The sequence below is a fragment of the Psychrobacter sp. AOP7-B1-24 genome, assembly GCF_052376215.1.
Lineage (GTDB): Bacteria > Pseudomonadota > Gammaproteobacteria > Pseudomonadales > Moraxellaceae > Psychrobacter.
In genome coordinates, this window is record NZ_JBQSVL010000035.1 from 13,502 (window position 1) to 30,135 (window position 16,634).

The following is a 16,634-nucleotide window of genomic DNA, read 5'->3' on the forward strand; positions in this document are numbered from 1 at the left end:
CTTGGTTTAATAACGGTAATTAATCTTATTTCGATCGAATATCGATACCAATCACCTTATAATAACTATGATTGCTGTCATGATTTTAGAGTGAAATAAGCTATTTTAAACAAATTAAAAAGGTTTAGTCATGATAGATGCAGACGGCTTTCGCGCCAATGTCGGCATCATCTTGGCAAATACACAAGGGCAAGTTCTGTGGGCAAAACGTATTGGTCACAACGCTTGGCAGTTTCCGCAAGGTGGTATCGACCGCGGAGAGACACCAATGGATGCGATGTATCGCGAGCTCTGGGAAGAGGTCGGCCTGCATCCGCGCCATGTAGATTTATTGGCAGTGACGCAAGACTGGTTGCGTTATCGTCTGCCAAAACGCTATGTGCGTCATGGACAACACCCTTTGTGTATTGGGCAAAAACAAAAATGGTTTTTGCTGCGCTTAGATGAGGCAAACACGCAACACATCCGCTTTGATGAAGGGAAGCCAGAGTTTGACCATTGGCAATGGGTTAGTTACTGGTACCCCCTTGGACAAGTGATTCATTTTAAACGAGGGGTTTACCGTCGCGCTTTGCAAGAGCTGGTGCGTGAGCTCCCCCTAAAACAAGAGCTTATTTTGCCTGAACAAGAAAACCACTTATTGGTGTAGTACCTGATTTAGTCAACAGCTCTATTTACCATATAGTTGATCCACTATATGGTAAATACAGAGATACGGATTACATTTTGCGCCACCTCTGTCTGCGTAGGCACAGCCAGCAGGAAAAATGTAACCCGTATCTCGTGGTTATATCTCTTTTATTTAAGACTGACTATAGAATAAAAAAGACCCACAATAATTGCTAACGCTTCTAGCAATTATTGTGGGTCTTTTTTTGCTCAAAATTTATAGCGCGTGTTTATCTTTACTGCGAGTGACCAGTAAACTCTCGGCTGACAATCTCGCTAGTGACGTTTGCTTTTTCACTTGTAACCAAGGTTAAAATGCTTTGGGTACGAGTTCCATACGTTGTTGCGTTACTGTCTGTATGACCAAATGCTACTGGCGCAATATAAACAGAGGACAGCATTTGCTCAATCTCAATCGATACACCTGTGTCTGGCAACCGATCTGCTGGTGCAGACGTATGATCCGATAACACCTCAAGAGCCGCTTCTTGCCAATATTCAGGTTCGCTATTTTCGGCAATCAGTGGCAATACTTCTTGCCGTATTCTGCCACGTAACTTTTCAGTTTTAAACCAGTTATCTTCTGGCTGACCATTAGACAGTACGTGCAAGCCTGAATACAAAGGTGTGGGAGCATGGCCGCGATTATTGACGATGACCGCTTGGGCAGTATTTCCAATAATAAGGTTAAAGCCGGCATAGTCTCGCAAGTTGATGCTTCGAGCAAAATCCATCGGACTTGAGTCACTGGTCAAGAAGTCAGTAACTAACGCGCCGCGTGAGCGCTCCTCATTGCTTGCCTGCACGCCATCACGAAAGTTCAATACGGCAGCCCAGCGACCATTTTGAGAGTAATACTCCAGACTCTTCTCTTGATCTGGCTGTTGGTGAATACCAAGCCAAGTACCGCCGCTTTGTTTATCGCGCCCCGCATAAATAGGCTGATCAGACCATTGGTGTAACGGCTCGGTAGGACGCTCAAAAAACTCATCACGGTTGGACAACAACACCAATGGCATTTCATCAAATAATTGCCAAGCGATGGCGACGATACACATACGATTCCTTTTTTATTCACAAGCCGATAGCGCTAAAAACTGACAACACAGGTTGTGACTTATTAATTGCCAATTAACTGCTCATCGGCAGGATAACTGACTTGAGACGTCGAGCTTATCACTTTCGATTGCTGACTGGGTAAATCAAACTCCCACGCAACCATGCCTGAATTGCCATTCCAGTCGCGCGTACTCACTGGTGGAGTGTGTGTGACAGCGACCTTCAAACTTTCATCACGGCTGATCGGCTCACTACCTAACACTTGCAAGCTCATCGTACGATTGTGCTTATTGGTAAATTGATATGCGTCGGTCTCGGTCAATGTTTCTGTCCGATTAAACGCGCCTTTGTCGCCTGTTTTTCGCTCATCGGTCAATTGTTTCACTAGCGTGTTGGTATCAATACCAAAGCCAATACCTTGCTCTTTTAACATTTGGTAGCTATAACGTGACTGTCCGACATAGTTATCATCGCGGTATAGTTGCAACGATCCATCGACCCAAGCTGGTGTCAAGAATGGTGCTGAGGCATACCAGTAGCCAGCCTTTTCTATACTTGGTGTACTGCGTATCCATAACTTACTGCTGCCGGACTGCTCATCAATGACCGTCCGTACACGCCTGCCATCGCTTGGAATACTAACGCGCTGGGGTAATCGATACTCGGTAATACCATTTTTATTTTGGCTACTCACAGTAAAGCTCGGTAGCGGCTCTCCCGTCTGAGCAGAATCACTGCTACGCTTTGCCATGACCATTGGCGATGGCATTGGAGCGGCATCAGCCATCATCATAGATTCCTCTTCGTATAAAGACAAACGCTTCACATTAGGTAGCCGACCAGTGGTGTTTTGATTGGGGTTGACTGAGCTCAATACCAATGGAATATTTAGCCAGTTTTCACCAGTTTGTTGGGCGATAATTGCAGAGGCAGTGATATTAAGTTGCTTGGTATCAGTATTTAGGCGGGCTTGATATGTCGGCTCCCAACTAGCGCCACGTACTTGATAGTGTAATTTGGCAGTACTTGGCACTCGACTCGCCGTACGCACACTTACTTGGGTCACACTATTTTGCGTGGTGGTCGTGCTACCTGCCATCAACTGATTTAGTGCATCTTGCGCACGGGCTTGGCGCTTTTGAATATCTAATATTCTTTTATTAACGCTTACTGCTTGTGCCTGCAGATCATTGGTATTGCTAGCTAGCGTACCCTCCATACTGAGTTGTGTAACTTTGGCTAGATTCTGCAAATATAACTTGGTTAGATAAGCCGCTTCTAACTCAGCATTGACGCTAGCCAAATTATCCTGCTGCGTCTGCACTTGTGCATCACCTTGATACTGACACTGCGCTGCTTGCTCACCGCTCAATGTTTCAATACTGACTTCACCAACATTGACATCCCCTAGCGCCTGCACACTCACACTGTCTTTATCCATAGAAGGTGACAAACACGAAAATATAAGCGTCTGCTCACCACTCCCATCAATCGGTAGAGTACGTGTGACACTGGCCAAACCTTGATAGATAGTGACGTTTTCTACATTACTGACACTAGCTTGTGCGCTAGACATACCAAAAGTAGCACCACTAAGAAATGCAATCGGCATAAAAGTAGATTTGGCCATTTTTTTGGCCAGTCGTAATGAAATAGTACTATCTGTCGAGATAGTTGGTTCTACTAAACGTGGTTGCATGGATAATTCCTCAAAGATAAAAATAACTATGCCATTTGACTAAGGCCAGTAAAGAGTCAAAAGCAGTATAACTCAATACATTAAGAATAATACCGTAGCGTTTTTGCAACTTTTTAGCAATAAATGTCTTTGTAGATAGCAAAAGTCTGTTTCTATATGCTGTATGACTTCTCTATTTATTCCCCTTTATGGTGCAACTTGCCAAAACCCATGCACTATATTAAAGATAAATCTTCATAAATTTCAATTATTAAGCCGTTATTTACTAAATAACTGGACTTTTTGATTGGCACGAAACTTGAACTATTAATCACTGTTAAGTAACAGCAATTTTATCTTTTGTGTTTATTTAGGAGATGTCCATGTTTTCGTTACCGACTTTAACTAGCCCTCAATTTAGTGCATCAAACCCTCACAGCAAACTCAAATCACGCGTATCATTATTGACCATTGCCGTGGCGGGTAGCCTGAGTTTAATTGGCTGTCAAAAGCCTGCAGAGACTACACCCTCAACCGAGACGACAGCCGAAACCACTACAGAAACAACGACTACCCCTGCTGCTGATGGTGACACGATCAAAGTGGGTATATTGCATTCGCTATCTGGCACCATGGCCATCTCTGAAACGTCTCTTAAAGACACTGCGTTAATGACCATTGAGGAAATCAATGCCAATGGTGGTGTGCTCGGTAAACAACTAGAGCCAGTCGTCGTTGATCCCGCCTCTGATTGGCCATTATTCGCTGAAAAGGCCCGTCAGCTACTTACTCAAGATCAAGTGGATGTCATCTTTGGTGGCTGGACCTCAGTATCACGCAAATCCGTATTACCAGTGGTCGAAGAGTTAAACGGCTTGATGTTCTATCCAGTACAGTACGAAGGACAAGAGCAGTCAGAAAACATCTTTTATACTGGAGCAGCACCCAACCAGCAAGCCATTCCAGCGGTCGAGTATTTGATGAGCGAAGAAGGCGGCGGTGCAGAGCGCTTTGTATTGTTAGGTACTGATTACGTCTATCCACGTACCACCAATCAGATCTTAAAAGCGTTTTTGAAATCAAAAGGTATCGCTGATGAAGACATCATGGAAGAGTACACCCCATTTGGATTCAGTAACTATCAAACCATCGTATCTAACGTCAAAAAATTCTCTACAGGCAAAAAGACAGCGGTAATATCAACCATCAATGGCGACTCAAACGTCCCGTTTTATCGTGAGCTTGCCAATCAAGGTATTGATGCCGCAGATATTCCAGTCATGGCGTTCTCAGTTGGTGAAGAGGAACTGCGCGGTATCGATACCAGTTTATTGCAAGGACATTTAGCGGCATGGAATTACTTTATGTCGATTAAAAACCCAACCAACAGCGAATTCACCAAACGCTATAAGCAATATGCACTAGACCAAAACCTACCCAATGCTGAAAAAGTTGTAACCAATGACCCAATGGAAGCCACCTATGTGGGCATCAATATGTGGAAACAAGCCGTTGAACAAGCTGGCACCACCGATGTCGATAAAGTACGTATTAGCATGGCAGGGCAAACCTTTGATGCGCCATCAGGCTACACACTAAAAATGGATGAGGAAAACCATCATTTGTGGAAGCCCGTTATGATTGGTCAAATTCGTGCTGATGGACAATTTGATACGATCTTTAAAACACCAGAAGTGATTCAAGCACAGCCATGGAGTGAATACATTCCGAAATAAACCTCTTACCTCAAAAGTGGTAGTGCTAGGCGCATGAAACATTACAGCGCCTACGCTCTACCTTTATTTTCAACCTATTTAGATGACTGTCGAATAAATTGAAGACATACCCGAGTACACTAAGTAATAGAACCTAGAATTTGTTGACCGTGAAGAACAGGGAGCCGCACATGCAGCGTCACATCTTATGCCCCACTACAGGACAAATAGCATCTAAGCATGGTAATCATCAACAAGCACCAATAAGTGGGCTAATGAAGCACGCTGCGATTTTTCCAATATTTATATCTCTGCGGCTACTTGCTCTGACGGCACTATTTATAACGATTTTTGCTACTTCTGCACATGCGGACCATGATGGTCCAACACATGACCATGATACGAATGCTGCGCATAGCGAGCAATCACAGATCACGCCTGCAAGCGTATCCAGTTCTACTCAAGCCACCACCTCAGATACTTCAATAACAAACCCTAAAAACTCAAAAGACACCATTGAGCAATTTGTAGCAGGTGACTTTAGCCAGCGGCAAGCTATGTTGAGTGATTGGCCAGGAACCATCGAAAGCTTAGACAGTTTGGTTGAATTTATTGCAAATGATGAGCTGTATCAGGGCAATGGCGGACAAACTTACTTACTCAATGCCGATGACCAGCTATTTACTTATCCTGATCAAACAGAAACGACCGATTGGCCCAGTGATTTATCCCAAGTTACCTTAACCAATGCGTTACGCTCCGCACTTGTATTTGGTCAAGCAAAGGTCAAGCTCAAATCTGACAAACCTGCACAGCGATTACAAGCCGTTGATATTTTAGCCAACAATATTAACCAAGTAGATCCGGCTATTATTACGGCAGCAGCAGACAAAGAGGACAATGCAAAAGTCCAAAAAGCGCTAACTGCCCTACAAGCTCGTATTGACTTTAAAAACGGTGATCTACCCACTCAAATCACAGCCGTGGGGCTACTTGCAGATAGTGATAGCCCACAAGTATTAGTCGATATAGAATCTGCCCTGGCCGCTGATAATTTAGATTCTGCACTTAAAGCGGCGTTGATCGATGCTGAATCCAGCGTGTCACGCCGTATTGAAATCAGTACATGAACAGGTCATATTTTCACAGGCATGAGTACGGCCAGTATTTTATTGCTGGCGGCGCTTGGCCTTGCGATTACCTTTGGTTTGCTTGGTGTGATTAATATGGCGCATGGCGAGCTGATTATGATTGGTGCTTATACCACCTATATGGTTCAAAACGCATTTCAAGCTTATCTACCAGATATGGCAAGCTGGTATTTGCTTGCTGCTATTCCGGCGGCATTTTTAGTCAGCGCTATTATCGGTATGATTATTGAGCGCATTGTGATTCGCCCATTGTACGGTCGTCAGCTAGAGACCCTATTGGCGACCTTTGGGGTGAGTCTGATTTTAATGCAGTTAGTACGGATGATTTTTGGTGCGCAAAACGTCGAAGTCAGTAACGTGGCTTGGTTAAGCGGTGCATATCAAGTGTCATCAAGCCTTGTATTGCCTTACAACCGTATTGCCATCATTGTGTTCACTGTCATCGTCGTGGCACTGTTGGTGTACTTACTCAACAAAACTCGCTTTGGGTTATTTATACGAGCAGTGACACAAAACCGCCAAATGGCGAAAGCAGTTGGTATTCCTTCTGCACGTATCGATATGATGGCCTTTGGTTTAGGCTCTGGACTTGCCGGCATGGCAGGCTGTGCGCTTGCTCAAGTGGGCAATGTGGGTCCTGACTTGGGTCAAACCTATATCATCGATACTTTCTTAGTCGTCGTGGTAGGCGGTGTCGGTCAAGTATGGGGCGCAGTATTAGCGGCCTTAGGACTCGGTGTCAGCGGCACGGTGCTTGAGATTGGTATCGGTGCAGTCTTGGCCAAAATTGTATTGTTGGTTCTTGTGATTCTGTTTATTCAGAAACGGCCACAAGGTTTGTTTGCACTCAAAGGCCGCTTTGTCGAATAAGGAGACTCCTATGATATTGACTAAACTGCTGTCTGATACACCGCGTGGTGCCGTTTTAATTGGTTTATGTTTTGCCGTACTATTAATACTACCTTGGCTACATCTCATACCAGAAACCTCAACATTTCATCTTTCAGCTTACTGGATTACGCTCATTGGCAAAATCATGGCACTGGCCATGGTTGCTTTGGCGTTAGATCTCGTATGGGGTTATGCCGGTATCTTGAGCTTGGGACATGGTCTCTACTTCGCCTTGGGCGGTTATGCATTTGGTATGTACTTAACGCGCGAAACAGCAGGCGATGCGCTTCCAGACTTTATGCGATTTTTGAGTTGGACGGAAATGCCATGGTACTGGGCTGGCACCCAAAATTTTTGGTGGGCAATGGCACTAGTGGTCTTAGTGCCCGGCTTGATTGCGTTTTTGTTTGGCTTCTTTGCTTTTCGCTCTAAAATCAAAGGGGTTTACTTTTCGATCATCACTCAGGCGATGGTCTATGCCGCTGCCTTGCTGTTTTTCCGGAACGAAACTGGCTTTGGCGGCAACAATGGCTTTACTGGTTTTACCACCTTACTAGGCTACGACATCACCGCGGCCTCTACCCGTTCAATGCTATGTTTCGTCACAGCCTTGGCGTTATTAGTATCTTATATGGGTTTGCGTCATTTGATGAACCAACCATACGGACGAGTACTTGGCGCTATTCGCGATGGCGAAAACCGCTTGCAATATTTAGGCTACCGAACATTATGGTACAAGCTATCTGCTTGGGTACTATCAGCCGTCATTGCAGGCATCGCAGGCGCACTCTATGTACCACAAGTAGGCATTATCAATCCGAGTGAAATGAATCCAGTTAATTCTATCGAGATGGCAGTTTGGGTAGCTACGGGTGGTAGAGGCAAGCTCATTGGAGCAATCTTAGGAACAGGTGTGGTCAATTCGGTCAAAACTTACTTCACTGTCGCCTACCCTGAGTTTTGGCTATTGATCCTAGGTGGACTGTTTGTCGTCGTCACGCTGTTTTTACCCAATGGCATTATGGGTCTGTTTGACCGCTTCAAAAAGGAGAAGTATTGATGTTGAAGGACAAACTGTTATCGGTTGAACAACCTACCAAAGAATTGTCTGAATTTGACCACACTGATGGTCGTGATGGTCTCACTCATCCCAAAAAATCAGATGCTGACTTTAGTCATGGTATTGCTCTATATCTAGAAGAACTGAGCGTTTGGTTTGATTCGTTTCGCGCACTCAACAACTTATCGTTATACATTGAAAAAGGTGAGCTACGTTGCATCATTGGTCCAAATGGCGCGGGCAAAACCACACTGATGGACGTTATCACCGGTAAAACTCGCCCTACGGAAGGTAGCGTGTTTTTTGGGCAAACCCATAACCTTGCTCATATGTCGACCGAAGAAATCGCTGAAGCGGGCATCGGTCGTAAGTTTCAAAAACCAACTGTATTTGAAAATTTTACCGTGATGGATAATTTGTTATTGGCCGCACCCAAAGACAAGCGTGTCATGAAAAGCTTGTTTAACAAACTCAGTGCTGATACTCGCGATACGCTCGACGCTACCCTACAGCAAATCCGCCTGACCGACAGAATCAACAAGCCTGCCGGCTTACTCTCACATGGTCAAAAACAATGGTTGGAAATTGGCATGCTGTTAATGCAAAGCCCTAAACTAATTTTGCTTGATGAGCCCGTAGCGGGTATGACCGATGCCGAAACTGAGCATACTGCCGAGCTGTGCTTACGTCTTAAAAAGAACCATACCTTGATAGTGGTCGAGCACGACATGACTTTCATTGATGCTATTAGCGAAAAAGTTACCGTATTGGCACAAGGTGCAATTTTGGCAGAAGGTACTTTAGCCGAAGTGCAAGCCAATGAAGCCGTGATTGAATCCTACTTAGGTCGATAGGAAGTGATCTAGATAAATAGGTAATCATTAGAGAATTGCATCTTAGGAGAAGATTTAAATGTTAGGAGACAACCATGCTAGAAGTTAACGCTATCAACCAATATTATGGTGGCAGCCATATTTTACGAGACGTCTCGCTCACAGCGCCCGTTGGCGAGTGCAGCGTGGTACTTGGACGTAATGGTGTAGGCAAAACAACTCTACTCAAGTGCTTGATGGGAATATTGCCTATCAAATCAGGAACAATTCTACTCAATGGCAAAGACATCAGCAAACTGTCTCCCGAACAACGAGTAAGGGCAGGTCTCGCTTATGTGCCACAAGGCCGCGATATTTTTTCGACACTGACCGTAGAAGAGAACATCTTAATCGGTATGGCCAAATTTTCACGCAGTAAGGCCAAGCATGTACCCAAACATTTATATGATATTTTTCCAGTACTTGATGAGATGAAACATCGCCGCGGTGGTGATTTATCTGGTGGTCAGCAGCAGCAGCTGGCTATCGCACGTGCCTTAGCCTCTGAGCCAACGGTACTGATCTTAGATGAACCAACTGAAGGTATCCAACCGTCTATTATTAAAGATATTGGCCGTGTCCTGCGCGATTTAGCAGACAAAGGTGATATGGCAATTGTATTGGTTGAGCAGTTTTATGAGTTTGCTGAAGAATTGGCTGATAATTACACGGTGCTATCACGTGGCAAAGTAGTGTCACAAGGCGCAGGCGATACGATGGTCGAAAACAACGTACAAGATCTAGTCGCTATCTAATCGCTATCTAATTTTTTTAAAAATAAGTGTAATAAGACAACTTGGTAGTGACTGCTTGATAAGGTTAAAAATTGCGTGTTTATCCTAAGCTTCTAGCTATCAAGATCATTGCTTATTCAAAATGTCATCACGTAACCTTTTCACGATTACAGCTGTTTGTCCTGTTTTATTCATTATCTTACTTGCTTCTTACCCTATATATTCTCCCCTGTATCAACCGTTCAACTTCTCAACGCTAACTGATTGGCATCATAGCAATTGTGTATGCCAAGTGAATGAAATTTGCTATTATGGTCAGCACTTTATTACCAATATTATGATGCTCTTATGATGATTCATCCTCAGTACGACCCTGTCGCATTAGCCATTGGGCCTGTTGAAGTCCATTGGTATGGGCTAATGTATTTACTGGCATTTGCTGCCGCTTATGGCCTAGCATGGTATCGCAGCACCAAACGCGACAACTGGACATCCGACATGGTGTCCGACTTGGTATTCTTTGGTGCACTTGGCGTCATTTTAGGTGGCCGTGTTGGCTACGTATTGTTTTATCAATTCGGTGAGCTGCTACAAAATCCTGCCTATCTTTTCAAAGTCTGGGAAGGCGGCATGTCGTTCCATGGCGGCTTGATCGGCGTCATGTTTGGTATGCTATATTTCGCTCGCAAGTATAAAAAGACACCATTTCAAGTACTAGATTTTGTCGTACCATGCGTACCAACGGGTTTGTTGTTTGGCCGCATTGGTAACTACATCAATGGCGAGCTGTGGGGCCGTGTCTCTGACGGTGGCTATAATTGGTTGACCTACTTCCCGCAAGCCGCTTCTGCCGATATGCAACTCTTACAAACCAATCCTGAGCTGCAAGAGCTCATGACTGAGGTCAATGGTCAATATCTGTTGCCTCGCCATCCTTCACAGTTGTATGAAGCGCTTGCTGAAGGTCTATTGCTATTTTTATTCTTATGGTGGTATTCATCAAAACCACGCCCTCGTATGGCAGCGACAGGTGTCTTCATGTTAGGTTATGGCGTTAGCCGTTTCATCATCGAGTTCTTCCGTCAGCCAGACGTCGACCAAGGATTTATCCTGTTAGGTTGGATAACCAAAGGACAAATGCTAAGCGCCCCAATGGTCATCATTGGCTTTATCTTATTAATCTATGCCTACAAACGCGGCATCTATGACTGGGGTAAGCAAGCTGCTTACTAAGCCATATATCAAGCAGTATACTAAACCATACCGACGAGCATTTTTATGATTAACAGCAATAACGAGCAAGGCTATTTAGACTTGCTCAAACACGTTTTGACCACAGGCACCGAAAAAGGCGATCGTACTGGCACTGGTACGCTCAGCCACTTTGGCGCACAGCTACGTTTTGACTTAGCGTCAGGGTTTCCGCTATTGACCACTAAAAAAGTCCATTTTAAATCCATTGCCTATGAGCTATTTTGGTTTTTAAGTGGTAGTACTCACGTTGATTACTTGCAAGCCAATGGCGTACGTATTTGGAATGAGTGGGCTACTGCAGAGCAGACGGCACGCTTTAATCGCCCTGCTGGTGATTTGGGCCCTGTCTATGGTCATCAGTGGCGCAATTATGGCGCAACCAAAGACGATGCTGGCAATTACAATGCTGATGGTGTCGATCAAATCACCCAAGTCATCGAGCAAATAAAAACCAACCCGAATTCACGCCGTTTAATCGTGTCTGGTTGGAACCCTGGCGAAGCAGATCAAGTCGCCTTGCCACCTTGTCATACTATGTTTCAGTTCTTTGTCGCAGACAATAAACTGTCATGCCAGCTCTATCAGCGCTCAGCAGATTTATTCCTAGGTGTGCCGTTTAACATTGCCAGCTACGCCCTGCTTACCCATATGGTCGCGCAAATTTGTGATCTAGAAGTGGGCGAATTCATCTGGACAGGTGGTGACTGCCATATTTATCAAAACCATCGTGAGCAAGTTGAATTACAGTTGACGCGTTCGCTATATACACTACCAACGTTGACGCTTAACCCTGATGTTAATGATATTTTCGCCTTCACCTACGAAGACATTAGTATTGAAGGTTACGAGTCGCATCCCGCTATCAAAGCAAAAGTTGCGGTATAGCATTTGTCTGATTGACTGCTGTAAATAAGCTTAGCGTTATTAAAGATAATAAAAAGGATAGATTATGAGTTATGCCCACACCGAAGTTGCCCAAATCGCTGCTATCAGTAGCAACCGTTGTATCGGTAAGAATAATGAGCTGCCGTGGCATATCTCAGCAGACTTGCAGCACTTCAAAAAAATGACGACCAAACAAACGGATGGCGGGATACAAGGTATCGTCATTATGGGTCGTAAGACCTTTGAATCAATGGGCAGCAAGCCTTTACCAAAACGCGTTAGCTTCATTATCAGCAGCCAATTGGATTATGCTGAACAAAAAGGCCTCGTCGGTAAGACTAATGCTCATGTGGTACACAATCTAGACGATGCACTGACGCAAGCAGCCAGTCTGGCTCATGGCGCGCATCTTGATACTATTTGGGTCATTGGCGGTGAGCGCGTCTTTAGCGATGCCTTGATGTATACCGACCGTATTGAACTGACTCACGTAAACACTGAAATTACCGATGGTGATGCGTTTTATCCTGAATTGCCAAGTGAGTTTGAAGTGGCAGAAGAATCTGAGCAGATGCACGATGAAAAAAGCGCGTTGGATTTTAAATTTGTGACTTATAAAAATGCGGAGAAATAAGAAGTAATGAAAAAAACTTTACCACTTGTACTCCTTTTCGCATTTATGATAGGCTGTCAAAGTCTACCTCAACGAGAGCCTGTTATAGTTCCTCCTACAGTTATGCGCTCCGTAGATTTTACTCTCCCCTCTCAAGCATCAAGAAGGATGAACTTTGGAGAAAGTGTGGACCTTATACTTAAATTAAATATCAATAAGAAAGGCACAGTTGACAGGGCTAGTATTCAGAAATCATCAGGTAATCGACACCTAGATAGAAAAGCCATTATACAGGCCCGCAAAATGATATTCCATGCGGCCACTGAAGATGGTAAATTTATAGAATCAACTGTAAGCTTACCTATTGTTTACAAAGTGGTTGAAGCTGATATGCACCGCTAAACTATATCTGTTTACTCATGCAATACCTTATAAACCGTTTTTGCAAGTACTGGCCCAATACCTTGCACGCCTGACAGCTCTTGTTGGGATGCGCCAAGCAATTGCTGCATACCACCAAAGTGATTGAGTAAGTCACGGCGGCGCTTTTCACCCAGTCCGGGTATAACTTCTAACACCGATGATGAACGGCGTTTGTCGCGTTTCTTACGGTGCGCTGTGATCGCAAATCGATGCGCCTCATCACGAATATGCATCAATAAATGTAGCGCCTTGCTATCCATTGGTAGATCTAGCGGCTCATGATCGATAAAGTGCAACACTTCAAGCCCAGCCTTGCGCCCTTCTCCTTTTGCCACACTAATGAGCAAAGTATCACTCAGAATATCCAGCTCGGTCAGCACTTCTTTGGCAATACCTAGCTGACCTTTACCACCATCAATCAATAGTAAATCAGGCAATGGCTGCTTCTTATAACGGCGTGTCAGTACTTGCTTCATCGCTGCATAGTCATCACCGCCTTGGATGTCATGGATAGCGTATTGGCGATAATCCCGTCGGCGCGAGCCACCTTGGTCAAACACCACACAGCTACCAATAGTCGCCTCACCCATCGTATGTGAAATATCAAAACACTCAATCCGATCAATGGTACGCTCGGTAACATCGGCCAATACGTCTTTTAGTGCCCCAAAACGCGCATGCAACTCTAGATAGTCGCCTAGCTTGGTTTTTAGCGCATTATTAGTATTCAGTTTTGCCAAGTCTAGCCATTCGGCACGGTGCTCACGCACATTGGTTTTGATGACAACTTTACTACCGAAATGCGTCGCCAGTGCTTCACTGACCGCCACCTGATCGGGTAATTCGTGACTCAAGATAATCTCTGCGGGCAAATCATCCGTCACCTGAAAATAGAATGAAGTAATAAAAGCAGAGAGATTGTCTGCAAGCGATTCGCTGCTGTCGACATCAGGGAAGTAATTCTTACCGCCTAGTACGCGACCGCCACGGACGGTCAATACGTTGACACAGGTCATGCCTGCCTGACTGGTAATGGCTATCACATCAGCCTCACCTTGTACGGTATAGACAGCTTGCTTGGCCTGCACCTCACGCAGCATAGACAGCTGATCGCGATAAAAGACCGCTTTTTCAAAATCCAACTCTTCGGCGGACGCTTCCATTTTTTCAATCAATGCGCTGTGAATGTCGCTAGAATCACCCTTTAAAAAGCGAATGGTGTTATTTACATCTTCTGCATACTCATCGGGTGATACCAACCCCACACAGGGTGCACGGCAACGCTTAATCTGATATTCCAGACAAGGGCGCTTACGTTGTTTAAAAAAAGTATTTGTGCACTGGCGCATTTGAAACATTTTTTGCATCAACACCAAGGTTTCTTTTGCCGCATGAGCAGAGGGAAACGGCCCAAAGAATCGACCTTTTTGATGATTGCCTTTACCACGACCATACGCCAACCTTGGATAAGGCTTGTCTGCTGAAATAAATACATACAAGTAAGACTTATCATCACGTAATAGCACATTGTATGGTGGGCGATACTCTTTAATCAGGTTTTGCTCAAGCAGCAATGCCTCGGTCTCACTACGGGTAATAATGGTTTCAATATCATGAATCCGTGCCACTAGTGCCCGAGTCTTTGGATGATCGATTGTCTTTGCAAAGTAGCTGTTTACTCGGCTCTTTAACGACTTAGCTTTACCCACATACAAGATATCGCCATTTTTACCCAGCATTTTATACACACCTGGCAAATTTGGTAGGCGCTGAATTAAATGCTTAAGACGGGCTTTTTTATCATCGATAGGACTCGATTCTGAGACATTGACCATATAATTTACTGCTCTCAAGATACTGATACATATAGCTAGTTATGGGGCGATAATGCGCATTTTGCAAGAACACTTATCAGCTCAAAAATTCCCATAAAAAAAGCCAGCACCAAGGCTGACTTTTATTGATTAGCAAACAGCTATTAAAAATGAGCATGAATAACAGAAATTAATGACGGAAATTCGGTAGCAAGGCTGGAATACCTGGCAACATACCAACAATAGCCATCACACCTGTCAATACCACAAACATAATGCCCGGTATAATCCAACGGCTCATTTTAGACAAGTTAGAGCTGCGTTCTTTAGAACCGATCAAGCCCAAGTTATCGAGCAATAGCGTGATTGACCAACCAAATGCAGGGTTAACCAGTGCAGAAGCAAAGACCACAATCGCCGCAGATTGCGTGGTTTTGCCTTCACGAGTCATCTCCATGCCAGCCTCAAGCAGTGGAATGAAAACACCCACAATCAACGCCACACACATCACTGGTTGCCAAATGGCTAAATCCATCGGATAACCCCAAACGCCTGCAATAATACAAAACAAGGCCGTTAATAAAGCACCCGCAGGAATCGGACGCTTAGCAATCGCAGCAGGAACAATATATGTCCCCCACGATGACGCAAAGTTAGCACCACCTAGTACAGAGCCCGCGACCTGACGAATTGAAGCACTGGTCATCGTATCATCAATATCCATCAGCACTTTTTCAGTACGTTTAGGATAGCTGATTTTTTGGAATACCTGATGGCCTAAGAAATCTGGCGACCACATTGCAACGGCTAAAATAGCAAACGGCAATACCACAATAAAGCTTTCAACCGTTGGTAGTCCAAGCATCCAACCCGTATTCTCACCCCACCAATACATAGGATTCATATGCGGTAAACCTGGTGCTGTTTTAAACTCAAAAGGCGCACCCAATGCAAAGGCAAGTCCACCACCTAACACACAGCTTAGTGGGACAGCCAGCCAGCGTTTTTGCCAGTGTTCTAGTAATGCGTATAACAAAATCGTTGCCAGAATAATGAAAAAGGCAATATGCGACATGCCGATACCCTCTGACCAAGCAAACAAGTTTTTAACCTGCGAGGTCGTACCGATAAACCCTAAGTAAATCAAAAGGCCACCGCACACACCTTTACTGGTTAAGTTGGCCAGCAAGCTCCCTCCTTTACTGATAGCAAGCAGTAGACCAAAAGCACCAATCAATAGGCCAAAAGCCATTGGATGCCCGCCAGCGGCTACCACAATAGGGATAAGCGGAATGAGAGGACCATGAGTACCAGCAAGGTTGGCAGTCGGTAGTAAAAACCCTGAAAATAAGATAATAAAGAATGAAACGATTAATAGTTCATAACGAACGTTTTCTAAAACAAACGCGTCGCCCAAACCAAGCGGACCTGCAAATGTTGCGGCAATCGCGCCTACCATAACGACTTTACCAATCGTCGCGGCCATGGCTGGAATAGTATCTTCAAATTCAAAACGGTAATCACGGAATGGTAAATTGGCGCGCCAGCGTTTTGGCTGCATGATTTGTAATTCATGGTTTAGATAATCATCACGACTTTCAAAACTCGAACTTGGTTTGTGCAAATCAAGATAGCTATCTGATAGCTCCGTGTCATAATTAGACGGCTGCTGATTAGACCCTGGAGAAGGGATCTGAGTGTTACTCATCACATTTCCTTGTGTCGACTGAGGCTTTTGTTTACTGACAATTTACTAATGTGACTCTATATAAAATAAAGTAACCATTAAAAATTGCAAGCCATTGTATGACATGGG

At 44.5% G+C, this 16,634-nt stretch carries 13 protein-coding genes and 1 pseudogene; 10 read left to right on the top strand and 4 right to left on the bottom strand.

All coding sequences use genetic code 11. The features are described from left to right. The first annotated feature begins 130 nt into the window (after positions 1-130). Positions 131-649 carry an RNA pyrophosphohydrolase gene (locus ACT3QP_RS08665; protein WP_192520216.1) on the top strand — a complete coding sequence of 173 codons (519 nt, stop codon included), beginning with the start codon at positions 131-133 and terminating at the stop codon, positions 647-649. 256 nt (positions 650-905) lie between these two features. Here ACT3QP_RS08665 and ACT3QP_RS08670 read toward each other — a convergent pair whose 3' ends face one another. Both ACT3QP_RS08670 and ACT3QP_RS08675 read right to left on the bottom strand, forming a co-directional pair. Then, positions 906-1,727 (bottom strand): NRDE family protein, encoded by an 822-nt coding sequence (locus ACT3QP_RS08670; protein ID WP_444525194.1) that lies wholly within the window; start codon positions 1,725-1,727, stop codon positions 906-908. 62 nt (positions 1,728-1,789) lie between these two features. Then, positions 1,790-3,427, bottom strand: coding sequence for a DUF4139 domain-containing protein (locus ACT3QP_RS08675; protein WP_444525195.1), 1,638 nt, complete (start codon positions 3,425-3,427; stop codon positions 1,790-1,792). Positions 3,428-3,789: 362 nt separating this feature from the next. On the opposite strand from ACT3QP_RS08675, the gene urtA reads away from it, so the two are divergent. The 9 genes and pseudogenes from urtA (at position 3,790) to ACT3QP_RS08720 (ending at position 12,983) form a co-directional block, all read left to right on the top strand. Continuing rightward, positions 3,790-5,142: an urea ABC transporter substrate-binding protein gene (gene urtA / locus ACT3QP_RS08680; RefSeq protein WP_444525196.1), complete on the top strand. Its 1,353-nt coding sequence runs from the start codon at positions 3,790-3,792 to the stop codon at positions 5,140-5,142. Between the two features lie 254 nt (positions 5,143-5,396). Next, positions 5,397-7,142 (top strand): annotated as a pseudogene (gene urtB, locus ACT3QP_RS08685) (urea ABC transporter permease subunit UrtB). 10 nt (positions 7,143-7,152) lie between these two features. Further along, positions 7,153-8,223: an urea ABC transporter permease subunit UrtC gene (gene urtC / locus ACT3QP_RS08690; protein WP_444525197.1), complete on the top strand. Its 1,071-nt coding sequence runs from the start codon at positions 7,153-7,155 to the stop codon at positions 8,221-8,223. 44 nt (positions 8,224-8,267) lie between these two features. After that, positions 8,268-9,077 (top strand): urea ABC transporter ATP-binding protein UrtD, encoded by an 810-nt coding sequence (gene urtD / locus ACT3QP_RS08695; protein WP_444525205.1) that lies wholly within the window; start codon positions 8,268-8,270, stop codon positions 9,075-9,077. A gap of 74 nt (positions 9,078-9,151) precedes the next feature. Then, positions 9,152-9,850 carry an urea ABC transporter ATP-binding subunit UrtE gene (urtE, locus tag ACT3QP_RS08700; protein WP_444525198.1) on the top strand — a complete coding sequence of 233 codons (699 nt, stop codon included), beginning with the start codon at positions 9,152-9,154 and terminating at the stop codon, positions 9,848-9,850. A gap of 327 nt (positions 9,851-10,177) precedes the next feature. Continuing rightward, positions 10,178-11,062 carry a prolipoprotein diacylglyceryl transferase gene (lgt, locus tag ACT3QP_RS08705; protein WP_444525199.1) on the top strand — a complete coding sequence of 295 codons (885 nt, stop codon included), beginning with the start codon at positions 10,178-10,180 and terminating at the stop codon, positions 11,060-11,062. A gap of 45 nt (positions 11,063-11,107) precedes the next feature. After that, on the top strand, positions 11,108-11,968 hold the full coding sequence (locus tag ACT3QP_RS08710; protein ID WP_444525200.1) for a thymidylate synthase: 861 nt from the start codon (positions 11,108-11,110) through the stop codon (positions 11,966-11,968). Positions 11,969-12,032: 64 nt separating this feature from the next. After that, entirely contained in the window at positions 12,033-12,602 is a 570-nt protein-coding gene (locus ACT3QP_RS08715) for a dihydrofolate reductase (protein WP_444525201.1), read from the top strand. Between the two features lie 6 nt (positions 12,603-12,608). Beyond that, complete coding sequence (locus ACT3QP_RS08720; RefSeq protein ID WP_444525202.1) at positions 12,609-12,983, top strand: energy transducer TonB; 375 nt, start codon at positions 12,609-12,611, stop codon at positions 12,981-12,983. A gap of 11 nt (positions 12,984-12,994) precedes the next feature. Here the strand turns inward: ACT3QP_RS08720 and uvrC are convergent, their stop codons facing one another. Next, positions 12,995-14,839, bottom strand: coding sequence for an excinuclease ABC subunit UvrC (gene uvrC / locus ACT3QP_RS08725; RefSeq protein WP_444525203.1), 1,845 nt, complete (start codon positions 14,837-14,839; stop codon positions 12,995-12,997). Between the two features lie 169 nt (positions 14,840-15,008). Continuing rightward, positions 15,009-16,526, bottom strand: a complete 1,518-nt coding sequence (locus ACT3QP_RS08730; RefSeq protein WP_444525204.1) for a DUF3360 family protein — start codon at positions 16,524-16,526, stop codon at positions 15,009-15,011. Positions 16,527-16,634 lie beyond the last annotated feature (108 nt).